The sequence below is a fragment of the Larkinella soli genome, from assembly GCF_003703975.1.
GTDB lineage: Bacteria > Bacteroidota > Bacteroidia > Cytophagales > Spirosomataceae > Larkinella > Larkinella soli.
In genome coordinates, this window is the sequence record NZ_QTJY01000001.1 from 969,157 (window position 1) to 985,075 (window position 15,919).

General features: G+C 60.4%; 14 protein-coding genes. 3 read left to right on the forward strand and 11 right to left on the reverse strand.

The genetic code is table 11. From position 1 onward, the window contains the following. The first annotated feature begins 159 nt into the window (after nucleotides 1-159). On the forward strand, nucleotides 160-2,853 hold the full coding sequence (locus DX909_RS06145; protein ID WP_374755858.1) for an MGH1-like glycoside hydrolase domain-containing protein: 2,694 nt from the start codon (nucleotides 160-162) through the stop codon (nucleotides 2,851-2,853). 89 nt (nucleotides 2,854-2,942) lie between these two features. Continuing rightward, nucleotides 2,943-3,725: a class I SAM-dependent methyltransferase gene (locus DX909_RS06150; RefSeq protein ID WP_128544226.1), complete on the forward strand. Its 783-nt coding sequence runs from the start codon at nucleotides 2,943-2,945 to the stop codon at nucleotides 3,723-3,725. Here the strand turns inward: DX909_RS06150 and DX909_RS06155 are convergent. Beyond that, the gene (locus tag DX909_RS06155; protein WP_128544227.1) at nucleotides 3,722-4,615 is read right to left on the reverse strand and encodes a sugar phosphate isomerase/epimerase family protein; all 894 of its coding nucleotides are present in this window, start codon (nucleotides 4,613-4,615) and stop codon (nucleotides 3,722-3,724) included. The two genes, DX909_RS06150 and DX909_RS06155, sit on opposite strands and share 4 nt — an antisense overlap. A gap of 57 nt (nucleotides 4,616-4,672) precedes the next feature. After that, nucleotides 4,673-5,581 carry a ThuA domain-containing protein gene (locus DX909_RS06160; RefSeq protein ID WP_128544228.1) on the reverse strand — a complete coding sequence of 303 codons (909 nt, stop codon included), beginning with the start codon at nucleotides 5,579-5,581 and terminating at the stop codon, nucleotides 4,673-4,675. Between the two features lie 225 nt (nucleotides 5,582-5,806). On the opposite strand from DX909_RS06160, the gene DX909_RS06165 reads away from it, so the two are divergent. Next, entirely contained in the window at nucleotides 5,807-6,121 is a 315-nt protein-coding gene (locus tag DX909_RS06165; protein WP_164851204.1) for a hypothetical protein, read from the forward strand. A gap of 82 nt (nucleotides 6,122-6,203) precedes the next feature. Here DX909_RS06165 and DX909_RS06170 read toward each other — a convergent pair whose 3' ends face one another. The 9 genes from DX909_RS06170 to DX909_RS06210 form a co-directional block, all read right to left on the reverse strand. Then, nucleotides 6,204-6,548: a hypothetical protein gene (locus tag DX909_RS06170; RefSeq protein WP_128544230.1), complete on the reverse strand. Its 345-nt coding sequence runs from the start codon at nucleotides 6,546-6,548 to the stop codon at nucleotides 6,204-6,206. 183 nt (nucleotides 6,549-6,731) lie between these two features. Next, a complete protein-coding gene (locus DX909_RS06175) occupies nucleotides 6,732-8,069 on the reverse strand; it encodes an MFS transporter (protein ID WP_206512964.1) in 1,338 nt (445 codons plus the stop codon). A 37-nt stretch (nucleotides 8,070-8,106) separates the two neighbouring features. Beyond that, nucleotides 8,107-8,892 carry an SDR family NAD(P)-dependent oxidoreductase gene (locus DX909_RS06180; protein WP_128544231.1) on the reverse strand — a complete coding sequence of 262 codons (786 nt, stop codon included), beginning with the start codon at nucleotides 8,890-8,892 and terminating at the stop codon, nucleotides 8,107-8,109. Between the two features lie 22 nt (nucleotides 8,893-8,914). Continuing rightward, on the reverse strand, nucleotides 8,915-9,973 hold the full coding sequence (locus DX909_RS06185; RefSeq protein WP_128544300.1) for a sugar phosphate isomerase/epimerase family protein: 1,059 nt from the start codon (nucleotides 9,971-9,973) through the stop codon (nucleotides 8,915-8,917). Nucleotides 9,974-10,063: 90 nt separating this feature from the next. Continuing rightward, entirely contained in the window at nucleotides 10,064-12,634 is a 2,571-nt protein-coding gene (locus DX909_RS06190; RefSeq protein WP_128544232.1) for a DUF7133 domain-containing protein, read from the reverse strand. A gap of 93 nt (nucleotides 12,635-12,727) precedes the next feature. Then, nucleotides 12,728-13,075: an L-rhamnose mutarotase gene (locus DX909_RS06195; RefSeq protein WP_128544233.1), complete on the reverse strand. Its 348-nt coding sequence runs from the start codon at nucleotides 13,073-13,075 to the stop codon at nucleotides 12,728-12,730. A gap of 22 nt (nucleotides 13,076-13,097) precedes the next feature. Next, a complete protein-coding gene (locus DX909_RS06200) occupies nucleotides 13,098-13,931 on the reverse strand; it encodes a sugar phosphate isomerase/epimerase family protein (protein WP_128544234.1) in 834 nt (277 codons plus the stop codon). Between the two features lie 6 nt (nucleotides 13,932-13,937). Then, entirely contained in the window at nucleotides 13,938-14,966 is a 1,029-nt protein-coding gene (locus tag DX909_RS06205; protein ID WP_128544235.1) for a zinc-binding alcohol dehydrogenase family protein, read from the reverse strand. A gap of 6 nt (nucleotides 14,967-14,972) precedes the next feature. Beyond that, entirely contained in the window at nucleotides 14,973-15,914 is a 942-nt protein-coding gene (locus DX909_RS06210; RefSeq protein ID WP_128544236.1) for an aldo/keto reductase, read from the reverse strand. Nucleotides 15,915-15,919 lie beyond the last annotated feature (5 nt).

Consider the following 15,919-nt stretch of genomic DNA (forward strand, 5'->3'; position numbering starts at 1 on the left):
AAGGGACTTCCGGTTGAAAAACCAAGGGAAATTATGCCTGCATAATTTTTTCAATTTTCTTACTGACGATTAATTTAACGGGATGATTTTATTCGAAACCGTTTGAGCTTCCAGCGATTAACCGGTTTTGAAAACGTAACTTTGTACCTGTAGCTAACCATGGAATACAATCTGAAGATGGAACAGAACATCGAACGCGAACGCCTGTACTCGCGCTCCGATAACAAAGGGTGGAAAAAGTGGGGGCCGTATCTGTCGGAACGTTCCTGGGGGACCGTTCGGGAGGATTACAGCGTTCACGGCAACGCCTGGAGCTTCATCACCCATGACATGGCCCGGTCGCGTGCCTATCGCTGGGGGGAAGACGGCATCGGGGGCCTTTCGGACAACAAGGGGCACGTCTGCTTCGCCTTAGCCTTCTGGAACCATAGGGACAGCATCATCAAGGAGCGGCTTTTCGGCCTGACCGGCCCGGAAGGAAACCATGGTGAGGACGTCAAGGAGCTGTATTACTACCTGGACAGCACGCCCACCCACTCGTACATGAAGATGCTCTATAAGTATCCGCAGCAGGCCTATCCCTACGCCCGGCTGGTCGAGGAAGGCCGCAAACGGAACCGCCTGGAGCCGGAGTTCGAGCTGGTCGAGACGGGCATCTTCGACAACGACCAGTATTTCGACATCTTCATCGAATACGCCAAGAATAACGAGAACGACGTTCTCATCAAGGTGACGGCCCACAACCGTTACGCCAAAGCCGCCAAACTGACCCTGCTGCCCACCATCTGGTTCCGCAATACCTGGTCGTGGGGCTACGAGCAATACGCCTACAAACCGATCCTGAACGGCATTTCCACCACCCAGATCGCCATCGACCACAAGCTGCTGGGGAAATACAAACTGTATTGCGAAGGCGCCGACGAACTGCTGTTCTGTGAGAACGAAACCAATACCGAGCGGCTCTACGGCATCCCGAACGAATCGCTTTACTGCAAGGACGGCGTCAACGACTACATCATAACCGGCGACCGGAAATACGTCAATCCCAACCATATCGGCTCCAAGGCCTCGGCCCGGTATACCCATACGGTGGAAGGCGGCTCCTCGGTGACCATCCGGCTGCGGTTCAGTCAGGATACGCACATGGCCCATCCGTTTGCGGACTTCGACGCCATTTTCGACAAACGCATCGGGGAAGCCGACGAGTTTTACGACCACCTCCAGCGCAACATCGCCGACCCCGAACTGCGGACCATCCAGCGACAGGCGTACGGGGGGATGCTCTGGAACAAGCAGTTCTATTACTACAACGTCAACGAGTGGCTGAAAGGCGACCCGAAAATGCCGACGCCCTTCCACGGACGGGCCTTCCAGCGCAACTCTACCTGGCGGCACATGTATACGGCCAACATTCTGTCCATGCCCGACAAGTGGGAATATCCCTGGTTTGCGGCCTGGGATCTGGCCTTTCACACGCTGACGCTGGCCCGGCTCGATCCCAACTTCGCCAAACGGCAGCTGGCGGTCATCCTCCGGGAATACTACATGCATCCTACCGGTCAGATTCCGGCCTATGAGTGGAACTTCAGTGACGTAAACCCGCCCGTCCATGCCTGGGCTACCTGGAAGGTCTACGAGATCGACCGGGAAATGAACGGCAAAGGCGACGTGGCGTTCCTGGAGCGCGTGTTCCATAAACTGCTGCTGAATTTCACGTGGTGGGTGAACCGGAAGGACGTCAACGGTAACAGCATCTTCGGGGGCGGCTTCCTCGGCCTCGACAACATCGGGGTGTTCGACCGCAGCCAGCCGCTGCCCATGGGCGGCCACATCGAGCAGGCCGACGGCACGGGCTGGATGGCGATGTATACGCTCAACATGCTCCGCATCGCCTGCGAAATTGCCCTGACCCGACCGGTGTATCAGGATATGGCGTCGAAGTTCTTCGAACACTTCCTGCACATCGCGGCCGCCATGAAAAACCTCGGCGGTCAGGGCATCAGCCTGTGGGACGAAGAAGACCAGTTCTACTACGACGCCCTGCATACCAACGACAACAACAGCATGCTGCTGAAAATCAGGTCGATGGTCGGTCTGATTCCGCTGTTTGCGGTCGAGGTGCTGGACGATGCCCTGCTGGAAAAACTGCCGGACTTCAAACGCCGGGTGGAATGGGTGCTGACCAACCGGCCGGACCTGGCCTCCCTGGTTTCCCGCTGGCACGAACCGGGCAAGGGGGCCACCCACCTGCTCTCGCTGCTGCGCGGCCACCGGATGAAAATGCTGCTGAAACGGATGTTCGACGAAACCGAATTTCTGTCCGACTACGGCATCCGGGCGCTCTCGAAATACCACGAAAAGCATCCGTACGAATTCAACCTGAACGGCGAGATTTTCCGGGTAAAATACGTACCGAACGAGTCGGAAACCAGTCTGTTCGGAGGTAATTCTAACTGGCGCGGGCCCATCTGGTTTCCGGTCAACTACCTGCTGATCGACGCCCTGCTGAAGTTCTATAACTATTACGGCGACGATTTCGAGATCGAATACCCCACCCATTCCGGGGAGATCATGAGCATCAAGGACGCGACCGTGCTGGTGGCGGAGCGGCTGGTCAATATTTTCCGTCGCGACGATACGGGCAATATTCCGGCCTACAACGGCTACCGCAAATACCAGGATGACCCCTACTTCCGGGATATGCATCTGTTCTTTGAATACTTCCACGGCGACAACGGCAGCGGCCTCGGTGCCAACCACCAGACCGGCTGGACCGGCCTCGTCGCCGACCTGATCGAGTTCCTTTACCAGCACAAGCTTCAGGAAGAACCCGTTCAGGCGAAGGTGCTTTAAATAAAAGCCGGTGGAAGTTTTCCACCGGCTTTTTCATTTCCGCCCCCGGAAAGCCGATATTTCGTATCTTGGCTTTCTTCCCTCCTCCCATGGCCTACACCATCGACGAAAAAAACTTCGAACGGCAGATCCTGCTGGCGCAGGTCCTCGCCCCTCACACGCGGCCGGCCCTGTCGGCGATTCCACTGCCGCCGGGCGCCCGGATTCTGGATGTCGGATGCGGCATCGGGGAAACGACCCGACTGCTGGCCGAGGTGTATCCGGACGGCACCGTGACCGGACTGGATCAGGACGAAAACCTGCTCGCCGTGGCCCGGCAGAAGTCGTTTCCAGCCGGGGTGAAGGTAGAATTTGTTCAGGGGGAGGCCGGCCGCCTGCCGTTTGAAGAAGGCCGGTTCGACTTTGTGTTCAGCCGGTATATTCTGATGCACGTTCCCGATGTGCCCCTCGTCCTGCAGGAGATGAAACGGGTTTGTAAGCCGGGTGGGCTCGTGTTCGCTCAGGAGCCCGATGCCACCGCCATCCAGTGTTTCCCGGAACGACCGGCTTATACCCGGCTGGGCGGTTTTTTCACCAAATTGTTCAACGATGCCTACATCGGCCGGAAAATGGAAAGCTATTTCCGGGCCTTGGACCTGGAGGAGGTCGGCGTTCTGGGTACCCTGAAATACGAAACCGGCGAAGAAGCCGCCCTGAAACGGCTCTACCGGCTCACCGCCGAAGCCGTCGGGCCGACGCTTCTCCGCCGGGACCTGATCTCGGAAGCCAAACTGGAGGCTCTGCTCCGCGAATTCAGACAGGTCGAAGCCGAAACCCGGACGTTCGTCCTCTCCCACCCGATCATCGCGGTCTGGGGCCGGAAAGGGGGTTAGTCGGCGTACCGGTCGCGGTTCGTTTTAATGAAGCGAAACCCGCTTTCGGCCACATCCCAGGGGTCGTTGTATTCCCGCCAGACATTGATGCCGTTGGCGAAATCGACGTCGTTGCGCGTGAAAGCCTCGATGGTCAGCCAGCCGCCGTAATTCAGTTCGGCCAGGGTGCGGTAGGTGTCGTCCCAGGGCACATGGCCGTCGCCCGGCGTGCCGCGGTCGTTTTCGCTGATATGCACGTGGGCCAGCACTGGTGCAATGGTCCGGATAGCTTCCGGAAACCGCTTTTCCTCCATGTTGGCGTGGTGGGTGTCGAACATGGCCCGGACGTTGGGATGATCGGCCCGCCGGACCAGTTCGCGGAGCTGGGCCATGGTATTGCAGAGGTAACACTCGAACCGGTTGAGGGCTTCGACCGCCAGCACGATACCGGCCTGCCGGGCATACTCTCCGACCTGATTCAGCACCTCGGCGCTCCGGTCATACTCCACATTCTGCGGCTCCCGGCGGCTGAAGGTGGCAAAAGCCGAGTGAATGGGACCGCAGAGGACGGTGCCGCCCATGGCGTGGGTCCGGTCAACGACGCCCTTCAGGAAATCGACGGCCTGCTCCCGCACCCACGCCGAATCCGAAACCGGGTTGGCATCCGGCCCGACCACCGTCACGGCCGTGCTTTGCAGACCCAGTTGCTTCAGGTGGTCGCCGAATTTCCGGTATTCCGACACGTCGGTGGAGTCGATGAAACATTCGACTCCGTCGTACCCGATGGTTTTGAGCCGCTCGACGATGGGGTTCAGTTTTTCGGACATGACGGCCGTCCAGGCCAGCACGTTGAATCCTATGGGAGAAAGCCGCTTTTCAGCCGGCTGAGAAGACGCATTCGACTCCGACATAATAACAAATCAGGATTTTGGGTTAGGAGAAGCCGGCCGAAACCGGCTTTTTGCCGATCAGGATTTTTTGGGATGGCCGTAGGGGACGTCGATGCTGATTTTGCCCTTCCACTTCTTCGGGACCGGCTTTCCGAGTTCCCAGTGAATGGCGTTGATGACCAGACGCTGAAACGCTTCGATCTGAAAGTCTTCGGGGTGGCCGAGGGTGGTTATGAAGGCCCGGCCGCCGAAGCCGTTCTGCCAGGTCCAGGCCACCGGGTTGTCGATGGCCGCCTTGTCCGGATTGACGGATTTGCCCATCAGCAGCGGCACGGCTCCTTTGGCCGGATAATCGGGCAGCACCCGGTACAGCCAGGAAGCCGCATGGAACGAGGGAGCCACCCCGGTCAGGATCGGGTGGCCGGCCGCTTCCGGGATGACGGTGACGTCGGTGGTACTCTGGTGGCCGTAGTGAGTATGTTTGGCCGCCCCGCCCCAGCCCGGCGGACTGCCGAACGCCGTTTCCCCGAAGGCGTTCCACTTCTGCCGCTCATCCCCTTCCGGATAATTGAAGGCGTGGGTGGTGGTCCGGAAGCCCATCACCGGTTTGCCGGATTTCAGATAATCCTCGATATGCTGAAGCTGTTCTTTGGGCAGAAGCCGCCAGCGCAGGTAAAACACCGCCAGATCGGCCTCCTTCAGGGCTTCCAGTCCCGGAATGTCTTTTTCCCCGTTATAGTCCGGGTACGACTTCAGCACCTTCGTCCGCATCCCGTAATTCTTTTCCAGTTCGGCGGCAATCAGCGGCAGGGTCAGCTCGCTGCTGTATTCATGATCTCCCGTTACAAATACGACGTAGGGTTTTCCGGCTTTCGAGCCGCCGGACGGGGAACCGGCCAGGGCCTCCACGCCGGCCGCCGTCATGAGTCCGGCCGCGCCGAACAGGCCGGCGGTTTGTTGCAGAAAAGTTCTGCGATTGGTTTTCATACGGTAACGATTTTGGGATTTCTATGCCTGTAAAAGCGGAAAACCGGCCGTTTCTACCGCCGTTCCGGCCCGGCCCGGCCAACCGGTAACTCAAAGATTTTGTCCGGGAGGAAAGGGTTACCAAACAAACCGGCTCCGAATCGGTCAATGATTCACAATGATAGGTAACTTACGCCCAAATCGCCAAAAATTCGGATAGAGTTTATGAGTACAACAAACAACCCCTTGAACTACAATGAATTTACCCTTCGTCTTTATAAAGTCCCTGACGACCAGTACAGCCGGAAGGTGTACGCCCTGACCACCATCAGCCCGTATTCCGACATTCTCCTCGAAAAATACCGGGAGGCATCCCGCACCTTCCCGGAAGATCCCAACAAACGGGTCGTGGCCTGGTGGGAATCACTGGAGGAGGAAGAGAAGGCCTCACTGGCCCTGGAGTTTCCGCTGGGTTCGCTCAACACCGAAATCGACCCCGAAAACCTGGTTCGGAGCAACGATTTTATCCAGGTGATGCGGGCCCCGGAATTCAAACGCTGATAGCGGCTGCCGAACAGCCCGTTGGCGATCGTCGGCGCACCGACCAACCGGCTCGCGACGGACAGAAATCCCGGAAATACTCTCAGGAAGCGTACGAAACCAGGCGGTGCAGAGCGCTTTCGGTCAGGCTCAGTTCCTCGCCGTATACCTCAAGATACCAGTCCTGCAACTCATGCACAAACTTGATGTACCGGCGGGTGGCGACGCAGACCCAGCAGTTGAGGCCGGGCACCAGCCGGCTGTCATCCCGAATCCAGGAGTGGGCGGAGGCATCGGGCCGGAAACCGAAGGAGGTGAGCCAGGGTTTGGTCAGACGAATCGGCTGGGGACGGTTCGGCGGCTGAAGGGTTTTCAGAAGCGATTCGGTCAGTAAGGAAGGCTGGCTGTGGATGTAGTAATACCGGCCAGGTTCAGGACGGTGATTCATGGTGGGTATTCCTTCAAAAGTTCTCTCAAGGTACAAAAGATTGTAACCGGTAGTTTACTTAAGCAGAAATATTTTCCTACTTATGAGTAAACGGCAATTCCCATTTAGAAGGAAAAAACCCGGAAGGGTCACAAAAAAGGCGCCGGAGGGACCGGCGCCTTTTCCTTTGATGATGAGTGAGAACTATTTCGTTTCGGTCAGCAGCGCCCCGGCTTCCTTGTCCTCACCCGATGGCAGCCGCTCGATCTTCCCGACGATAAAAGTGTACGACAGCGCCCCGACCAGACCGAGCGCCCCGATGAACACCAGCGCCGGCCGGAAATCGCCGTCCTTCGCCAGGAAACCGATTACGATCGGCACCACGATGGAAGCCAGGTTTCCCATGAAATTGAACACCCCGCCCGTCAGCCCGATCAGGTGCTTCGGCGACAGAAGCGAGACGAATACCCAGGAAATCAGCGCCATACCGGCTCCGAAGAACGACAGCGACATGAAGAAGATGACCATGGCGGTACTATTGGTATAATTGGCGCCGACGATGGAGATCGATACCAGCATCCCGAGGATGATGGGCGTACGCCGGGCCATCCCGACCGAGCGGCCATTCTTCACCAGACGATCCGACACGAAGCCTGACAGCAGCAGACCGGCACAGGCGGCCAGAAAGGGAATGGACGACAGAAAGCCGGATTTGATGTAGTCCATGCCCCGGTATTTGACCAGATAGGTCGGAAACCAGGTCAGAAAGAACCAGAGAATGGCGTTCACGGCAAACTGACCGATGTAGACGCCCCACAGCATCCGGCTGGAAACCACCTGCTTCAGCTGGCTCCACCGAAAACCGCCCTCTTTTCCTTCGACCAGTTTCCGGCCGTGGAGCATTCCTCCCCCCGCTTCGATGTAATCCAGTTCGGCCCGGTTGGCCTTCGGATGGTCGAGGGGATCGCGGTAGAGAACATACCATACCACGCCCCAGACCAGGCCCACCATCCCGGTGATCAGGAACAGCCCCTTCCAGCCGAAATACACCTGAATGGCGGCCAGCGCCGGCGCCAGGAAAGCCAGCCCGATGAACTGCCCCGAAACGTAGATGGCAATGGCCGAGGCCCGTTCGTGGTCCGGAAACCAGCTGGTCACGATGCGGTTGTTGATCGGGTACGAGGGGGCTTCGAACGCCCCGGTGGCGAGCCGCAGTCCGAACAGGCTCGTAAACCCGCGGGCGAACCCCTGCGCCAGCGTCGCCAACGACCAGGTGATGAGGCAGAACGCATACAGAAAACGAGGCCCGTAGCGGTCGGCGATCAGCCCGCCCGGAATCTGAAGCAGGGCGTAGGTCCAGCCGAAAGCGGAAAAGATCAGGCCCAGTTCCACGGTGGAAAGGTTCAGGTCTTTGCTCAGGGCGGTTCCGGCCACCGAGATGTTGGCCCGGTCGAGGTAGTTGATGACGATGTTGAAAAACAGGAGGGCCAGCATACCATACCGAACCCGGGTTCGTCTGGTGGTTCCGCTTGTGAGGTTCATAGTCGGGGGTTGGGGTCAGGAAAAGGTTTGGGTTGAGTTACCGGGCCGTCCAGCCGCCGTCGACGGTGATCAGCGAGCCCACCATATAGGAGGCCGCATCGCTCGCCAGGAAAATGGCCGCCCCCTGAATTTCGCGCAGGTGGCCCCAGCGACCCAGCACCGTGGCCCCGACGACGAACTTCTGCCCGTCTTCGGTATCGGCGATGGGCAGGTTCATTTCGGTCAGGAACGGGCCGGGGCAGATGGCGTTGACGTTGATGTTGAACGGCGCCAGCTCCACGCCCAGCGCCCGGGTCATCTGCACGACGGCGCCCTTGCTGGCCGTGTAGGGCGTGCGGTTCGCCAGCCCGACCAGACCCAGCGTACTGGCCAGATTGATGATTTTGCCGCTTCCCTGCCGCTTCATCTGGGGGGTGACGGCCCGGCAGCAGAGCCAGGTTCCGTTGACGTTCACCCGCATGACCTTGTCGAAGTCGTCGGGCGTCACCTCATCGATGGGCCCTCGGATGTTGATGCCGGCGCTGTTGATCAGGATGTCGATCCGGCCGAAGGCGTCGAGGGCGGCCTGCGCCATGGCGTCGGCCTGTCCCGGCTGGGCGATGTCGGCGGAAAAGGAGACGGCTTTGACCCCGAAGTCCTCACTCAGCTCGCGGGCGGCTGCGGCCCCTTCGTCAGGGTTGCGGTTGACGAGCAGGACGGAGGCTCCGGCCGAGGCCAGGCCGGCGGCCATCGCCAGCCCCAGCCCCTTGGAGCCACCGGTAATTACGGCGGTTTTCCCGCTCAGATCGAATTGTCGGATTCCGGGTAAGGTTTCTTTACTCATACGGTTGTTCAGGTGATGCGAATCAGGTCAGGCCCAGCCGTTCCTTGCTGTAGGAAATACTGGAAACGATGTTTTTCTCCTCGGCCGCCAGCCGGTCCTCGGCGCTCAGGCCCGAAACCCGGGGCAGACCGGCCTTGTATTTCTGCTGCCGGACGGTCCGGAGCATCCGGGCCAGTTCGGCGCCCGGGGTGTGGTCGAAGGTCGCCCAGTATTCGTTTTTGAGGCAGGGAATTTCGAGCGGGTCGCGGGTGATCATTTCGAGGTTGAACGTCACTGCCGGGTTGGCCTTCCGGCAGAGGGCGATCATCTTCGGCAGGTCCAGAATCCCGCTGCCGAGCGGGACTTCCGAGAGCAGAAAACCGTCGGGATACTCATCCACGGCCATGTCTTTGATATGAACACTCTGCACGAAGGGCGCCAGCCGCTCCACGACCTCCATCGGATCTTCGAGCAGGGCGAGGTTATTGCCGAAATCGATGGTGGCCCCCACCCACTCGCTGCCGATCTGTTTCAGCACCGTCACCAGTTCTTTCGAGGTGTAATCCTTATGGTTTTCGACGGCTAGCCGCATTTTGTGCTTTTTCAGCACCGGCTCGGCCATCTGAAGGGAGGCCAGCGAGGTTTTCCGGAAATTCTCGAATTCATCGCGGGTTTTGAACGTCTCATACCGCCGTCCGCCCAGCGTCACCGTCCGGAGAATCTGCGCTCCGGCTTCCCTGGCGTTGACCACCTCCTTCTCGAATACCGCCACGTCTTCCGGTTTTTTGGGCAGGCCGATGGAGCCTTCGAGGTAGAGGCCCAGCTTCTCCCGGCGTTCGCGCACCTGGCGGGCGAAATCGGCCGTCCAGTCCTTCACGACCACCTGCACCCCGCCTGCCCCGATCTGCCGGCAGTGTTCGAGCAGGTCGAGGGCGTTGGTAAATGCGGGGTAATTCCGGCTCTGCACTTTTGAGTTCCAGCGACTGGCGTACGAATGGACCACGACGCCCATCGGTACGTCTTTCAGAAAACCGGGAACCTTCGGGAAGGCCAGGGCAGCCGCACCGAGAGCCGCCCGCTGGAGAAAATCCCGCCTTTCCATACGGCCGGGGCCGGAATCGACGGGTGGAGGTGTTTTCATGGTTCAGGAGTTAAGGTGTTCAGGAGTTAATGAGTTAATGAGTTGGGGGCTTTATTTACCGCTTTCGGCCTGGGCCTGAAGGATGTATTTGTTCAGTTCCTTCGCGGTCCAGGGCACCACCCGGCCCTGCGAGGTGACGCGGGTCATGCCCACCACCCGCCGGCCCATCGGACCGGCATTGTTGCCCCACTCATTGCGGATATAGGTCAGAATGGCGGTAATGGACGCATCGTCCATAGTCGAATGGGACGGCATCACCGGCAGGATTTCGGGGGCATTATACGTCTTGCCGACCACATCCACCGGCCCTTCCATCCCGTGCAGGATAATCAGCGCCAGCCGCTTCTGGTCGCCCAGCACCCAGTCGGAGCCGATGAGCGGGGGAGCAAACCGGTTCAGGCCCGCGCCGTCGGTGCCGTGGCAGCCCGAGCAGGTACTCAGGTAGAGCTGCCTGCCCTGGGCAAACAGCTTCTGGTCTTCGTCACTCAGCAATGTCTTTTTCGTCGGGCTGCTGCGGTCGACCGTGTGCCCCGGCCACTCGAACACGGTCGACAGCACGGCCAGCCGGGCGGGGTCGATCTTCGCATCCGACCGCGTCAGCAGGGCCGGAGCCGACGCCAGGGCGACGGGTTTGGCTTTCCGGCTGCCCCCGCCGATGGTCATCCCGGTCAGGATGGCTTTTTCCTTCCAGCCGAGGTCGGACCCGGTATTGAGCTGATCGAGCAGGGTGGTCAGCTCGGCCGGGTCGCGTTTTCGCATGACGGAGGTTGCCAGCATCTCCACGAAAATCTCGCGCGACGGCTCCCGGTTTTGCCAATTCGGCGATTTCAGCAGGCTTTGCAGAAACGCGGATTCCCGGTTCTGGAGGCTGCTCATAACCGCATCCCTCAGAAGCGGAGTGTCGCCGTGCCGCTCGACGATGCCGGCCAGCAGCGGCTGTGCAGCCGCCGGTTCCAGCACCTCGGCCGTCAGGGCCATTTGCAGCACCTGTTCGATGGGAGCGTTGGCCGATTCTTTCAACAGGGCCTCACCCAACTTTTCCCGCACGTTGCGGTCGGCCCGGGCGAGCGGTTCCAGCAGCCGGGTGGCCGTGGTCCGGATGAGCGGGTCGGGGTCGGATACCAGCGGTAGCAGCACCTCGGGGCGGCTCAGTTTCAGGCCGTCCAGGGTCCAGAGGGCGTGAAACCGGCCGAGGGCAGCCGGGCCTTTCTGCGCCAGCGCTACCAGCGATTTTTCAACCGATTGATCCTTCCGCTCCACCAAAAGCCGCTGGGCCATGTCGCGGTGCCAGCCGTCGGGGCTGGACAGTTCATTGATCAGGTCGGAAACGGACGCCTTCGAAAGCCGGACGGACTTGGGCGCCTTCCAGTTTTCGGGAACGATCCGCCAGATGCGGCCCCGGTGAATAGGCAAAACCAGCTTGCGGGCGAGGGTCTGTTCACGGAGGTAGGGCGTCACGTAGGCACCGTGCTGAATCAGGCCCCGGTACATATCGGCGACATACAGCGCCCCGTCCGGCCCGGAAGCCAGAAATACCGGCCGGAACCGCTCGTCGGTGGAAGCCAGAAACTCGGTGCCGGGATGCGGGTCGGTGGCCGACAGGATCACTCCTTTATCCTCCACGAGGTTGCGTTTGATGAGGTTGCCCGACGGTTCGCAGACGAACACGTTGCCGTAGAACGAAGCCGGGAGGGCTTTCCCGCGATAGACCAGCGGGGAGCAGGCGGCCGTAAATTCCTGAAGCCGGCCGTTCTTGTCGAGCGTGCCGGGAATATACCCCCGGTTGACGGCCGGGTTGGCCCGGATCGGATATACCCGCCGGTCGATGGTGAGGCCGTGGTCGATGCCGGTCGTGGGTGTATGGTTACGGTTGCGGTTGAGCGTATTGGGCGGAACGAGGTCGGCGTGCAGCTGCGACCAGTTATAATTGTAGTACAGGCGGCCTTCGTCGTCGTGGCTGATGCCCCACTGCCCCCGAAATTCGGTGCTGTCCCGTTCCCATTTGCCGTCGTTGAGACGGTACCGCACCCGTGCCTTGGCGTTGTAGTACCAGTTGTCGATGTTGCGCCAGAGGCCGTTCGGGGCGTGTTCGGGCAGTCCGTTGCCGACGTAATCCGGGTCGATGAGGGTTTTGCTGTCGGCTTTGAGGTCGCCGTTGCGGTCTTCGGTCATCCAGAGGGCCTTGTTCTCGACCACCAGCGCCCCGCCCGGCACGAGGGCCAGCGCCCGGGGCATGATCAGGCTGTCGAGATACACGGTGCCGACGTCCATTTTCCCGTCGCCGTTGCGGTCTTCCAGCACCGACACCCGCCCGACGCGCTGCTCCTCCCCTTTGCCGTCGATGGTCGGCATGAAGCCGCGCATCTCGACGACCCAGAGCCGTCCGTCCGGATCGAAGGTCATCACGACGGGGTCCTGCACCAGCGGCTCGGCGGCCACCAGCTGCACTTTCAGGCCCGGTTCGACCCGGAAGGTGGCCAGCTCGGCGGCCGGAGAACGCTCGGGCGACGGCCCGTTCGGGCCCGGATCGTCCGGCAGGGCGATGTCGAGGGATGTCGTAAAACTCAGCAGGCCGAGCAGACCGGCGGCCATCAGGTATTTCCAGGAAGCGACCTTAACCATGTGACGTGTTATGGCATTACCAAAAGAGAAAGTAGTAAATTTAAAATACTACTCATCCAATCGCAACTTTGCCGTCCTGGAAATCAGCCCCCGTCAGGCCGGTTTTTCAAACTGGAAAATCTGGTCCATCCGTACCCATTTCTGCCCCGGTTTGGCCCAGGGCAGGGCCTGCTGGTATTTCCACATCAGCTCCTCCCACTCCTGCACCTTCGGGTTGACGGCATCCATGGCGGCTTTTTTCTCAAACGTAAAATCGTCGGTGGTTTCCAGAATCATGACCATCCGGTTGCCGGTCCGGTATATCTGAAGGTCGAGCACCCCGGCGTCGAGGTCGTTCCGGCGGACTTCCGGCCAGCCGACGCCTTTGGCGTGCCATTGTTCGTATTCGGCAATCAGGTCGGGGTCGTCGATGAGGTCGAGGGCGAGGCAGAAGCGTTGCATAATAGTTGGGGAGTTGAGGGATTTAGGGGTTGGGGCGTTGGGTTGGGAAAAAGTGCCGGAAGGCGTTCAGGGTCTGGCGGGCGGCCTGGTCGGGGTCGGGCCAGGGGAGAGCTTCGGCGGAAACGTAGCCGTCATAACCGGCTTCCTGAAGCGCCAGGGCAATTTCTCCCATCTCCGTATGCCCGAAACCGACCGGCCGGCGGTTGCTGTCGGCAAAATGGACGTGCCCGATAAAAGTCGCGCAGGTCCGGATGGTTTCCGGGATGGAGGCCTCCTCGATGTTCATATGGAACAGGTCGGCCAGCAGGGTCACACGGTCGGTTTCCAGCGACTGAAGCAGGTCCACGCCGTCGCCGAGGTGGTTGATCAGGTTGGTCTCGTAGCGGTTCAGCGGCTCGTAGATCAGTTTGACGCCCAGCTTTCCGGCAAACGCTCCGAGTTCGTTCAGCCCTTCCGACATCCACGCCAGCGCCTGCGGGCGGTCGATACCGGGCGTGGCGTTACCCTGCATGGAACCGATGATGGCCGGCGCGCCCAACCGCGCCCCGAAACCGATCATGTCGCGGATGAAGCCGGTCGCCTTTCGGCGGATTTCCGGATTCGGGTCCGTGAGGGTCAGTCCGTGCAGGACCTTCCCCGCTCCCGTGCCGACGGCCGCGATCTTCAGACCGTATCGTTCGCTGAGGGCAGCCACCCGGTCCGGGTCCAGGGCATCGGCCGAAGCCGTGAACAGTTCCACGGCGTCGAAACCGAGTTCGGCAGCCGCGGCCATCCCGGCTTCCAGGTCATCCCAGTAAATCCAGGGGCCGGTTTTGATTTCCGGCACCAGCGCTATCGTCACACAGGATTGGATCATTCCGGTTCAGGCGTCAAGATCGACCATGATTTTGGTAATCGGCCCCGGGTTTTCCGACCATTCCGCCAGCGCCGGACCGGCCTCATCGAGCGAAACCACCCGGCTGATGACGGCATCGACCGGAAACTTTCCCGACTCCAGATACCGGATGACGTGCGGAAAATCCCCAAGACAGTTGCGTGAACCCAAAATCTCGATCTCCTTCCGCACGAAGGTGCCGGTATTGTACTCAACCGGTTTTTTGGCGTAGCCGATATAAACCACCCGGCCCGTGTAAGCCACCTCGTCGACGGCCATGCGGTAGGTGGCCGGGTTGCCCACGGCCTCGATGATGACGTCCGGGCCGTCGCCGTCGGTGATCTCCAGCAGCGCTTCGTGGACATTCTCCTTCGTCGTATTGATCCCGTAGTCGGCTCCGGCTTTCCGGGCAATTTCCATCTTGGAATCGTCGATGTCGATGGCGATGACGCGTGCCCCCCGGTCGGCGGAACCGGCCACGGCGCCCAGGCCCACGATGCCGCAGCCGATGACGGCCACGGTTTCGCCGGCCGCCACGCGCCCCCGGTCCACCGCGTGAAAACCGACGGTCAGGGGTTCCACCAGGGCCAGTTCCCGCAGGGACAGTGTTTGGGAAGTGAATACTTTTTCCCAGGGAACGGTGATGCAGCGGGTCATGGCGCCAGGCCGCCGGACGCCCATCGTTTTGTTGTCCTGACAGGCGTTGGGCCGCCCTTTCCGGCAGGAAACGCAGGTGCCGCAGTTCAGGTAGGGATTGATCGTTACGGCCATGCCGGGGCGGAATTGGTCCGGAACGCCGGGGCCGGCTTCCAGAATCACGGCGCCGACTTCGTGGCCCAGCACGTTGGGGTATTCCTGCAATTCGAACAGGCCGCGGTAGCCGTTCAGGTCCCCGCCACAGAAACCGACCTTGCTCACCTGGAGCAGCACCTCACCGGGGCCGGGCGACGGTTTTTCAATCTCGCGAACCTCGGTCTTTCCGGGTTCGACCAGCACAAGGGCTTTGATGGTATCCATACAGGTTCAGGGCTTGGGAATATTGTTCTCCGGCTTTCCTTCGAACCACATCCGGTTTTTGACCGGGGCCACGAGTTCGGAAATCCGGTCCGGCAGGCCGTCGGGAATCCGGAAATCCACGGCCCGGATGTTGCGTTCGGCCTGCCCCCGTTCCGACATGCCGACGATGGTGGTGGCGATGTCGGGGTGGTCGAGGGCATAGCGCAGGGCCACGTCGCTGAGGGCCACGCCGTATTCGGCACACAGGGCCAGCAGCTTCGGCTGCACGTCCTTCACTTCCGGCGGGGAGTTCTGCCAGACGGGAACCGGGGCGTCGGAGAGGATGCGCTGGAGCAGCGGGGCGGCATTCATCAGCCCGAAACCGCGTTCCTTCGAAAGCGGCACCAGTTCGTCGTTGATTTCGTCTTCGAGCAGGTTGTAATGCCCCCACGACAACACATAATCGACCTCCGCTTCCCGGGCGATCTGCGCCAGATACCGCACCGGCAGCCCCGAAAAACCGATATACCGGGCCTTGCCCATCTCCTTGATCTTCTGCACCGCCGGGAGGGCCTCGTTCAGCACCTGCGCCCGGTCGCCGAACTCGATGTCATGGACCGTCAGCAGATCGACGTAATCGGTCTGCAACCGCCCGAGCGACTCGTCGATGCTCCGCATGATCCGGTCGTAGGAAAAATCAAAGACGCCGTTGCCGTAGCGGCCGCATTTGGTTGCCAGAAAGAGGTCGTTGCGCCGGCCTTTGAGGGCTTTTCCCAAACGGGTTTCGGCCAGGGTGTCGCCGTAGAACGGGGCGACGTCGAAGAAGTTGATGCCGTGGTCGATGGCATAATGAACGGCCCGGGCGCCTTCCGCTTCATCCGTAATGTCAAAGACATCGCCTAAGGGCGAGGCTCCGAAACTAAGAATAGAGACATCCAGGTCGGTCCGGCCGAGTCTGCGGTAGTTCATACGAA

Coding starts and splice junctions, on each gene's coding strand:
- DX909_RS06190 (WP_128544232.1), bottom strand. CDS start 12,634: ATGGTTAAGGTCGCTTCCTGGAAATACCTGATGGCCGCCGGTCTGCTC.
- DX909_RS06195 (WP_128544233.1), bottom strand. CDS start 13,075: ATGCAACGCTTCTGCCTCGCCCTCGACCTCATCGACGACCCCGACCTG.
- DX909_RS06145 (WP_374755858.1), top strand. CDS start 160: ATGGAATACAATCTGAAGATGGAACAGAACATCGAACGCGAACGCCTG.
- DX909_RS06150 (WP_128544226.1), top strand. CDS start 2,943: ATGGCCTACACCATCGACGAAAAAAACTTCGAACGGCAGATCCTGCTG.
- DX909_RS06155 (WP_128544227.1), bottom strand. CDS start 4,615: ATGTCGGAGTCGAATGCGTCTTCTCAGCCGGCTGAAAAGCGGCTTTCT.
- DX909_RS06185 (WP_128544300.1), bottom strand. CDS start 9,973: ATGGAAAGGCGGGATTTTCTCCAGCGGGCGGCTCTCGGTGCGGCTGCC.
- DX909_RS06205 (WP_128544235.1), bottom strand. CDS start 14,966: ATGGATACCATCAAAGCCCTTGTGCTGGTCGAACCCGGAAAGACCGAG.
- DX909_RS06200 (WP_128544234.1), bottom strand. CDS start 13,931: ATGATCCAATCCTGTGTGACGATAGCGCTGGTGCCGGAAATCAAAACC.
- DX909_RS06180 (WP_128544231.1), bottom strand. CDS start 8,892: ATGAGTAAAGAAACCTTACCCGGAATCCGACAATTCGATCTGAGCGGG.
- DX909_RS06175 (WP_206512964.1), bottom strand. CDS start 8,069: ATGAACCTCACAAGCGGAACCACCAGACGAACCCGGGTTCGGTATGGT.
- DX909_RS06210 (WP_128544236.1), bottom strand. CDS start 15,914: ATGAACTACCGCAGACTCGGCCGGACCGACCTGGATGTCTCTATTCTT.
- DX909_RS06170 (WP_128544230.1), bottom strand. CDS start 6,548: ATGAATCACCGTCCTGAACCTGGCCGGTATTACTACATCCACAGCCAG.
- DX909_RS06160 (WP_128544228.1), bottom strand. CDS start 5,581: ATGAAAACCAATCGCAGAACTTTTCTGCAACAAACCGCCGGCCTGTTC.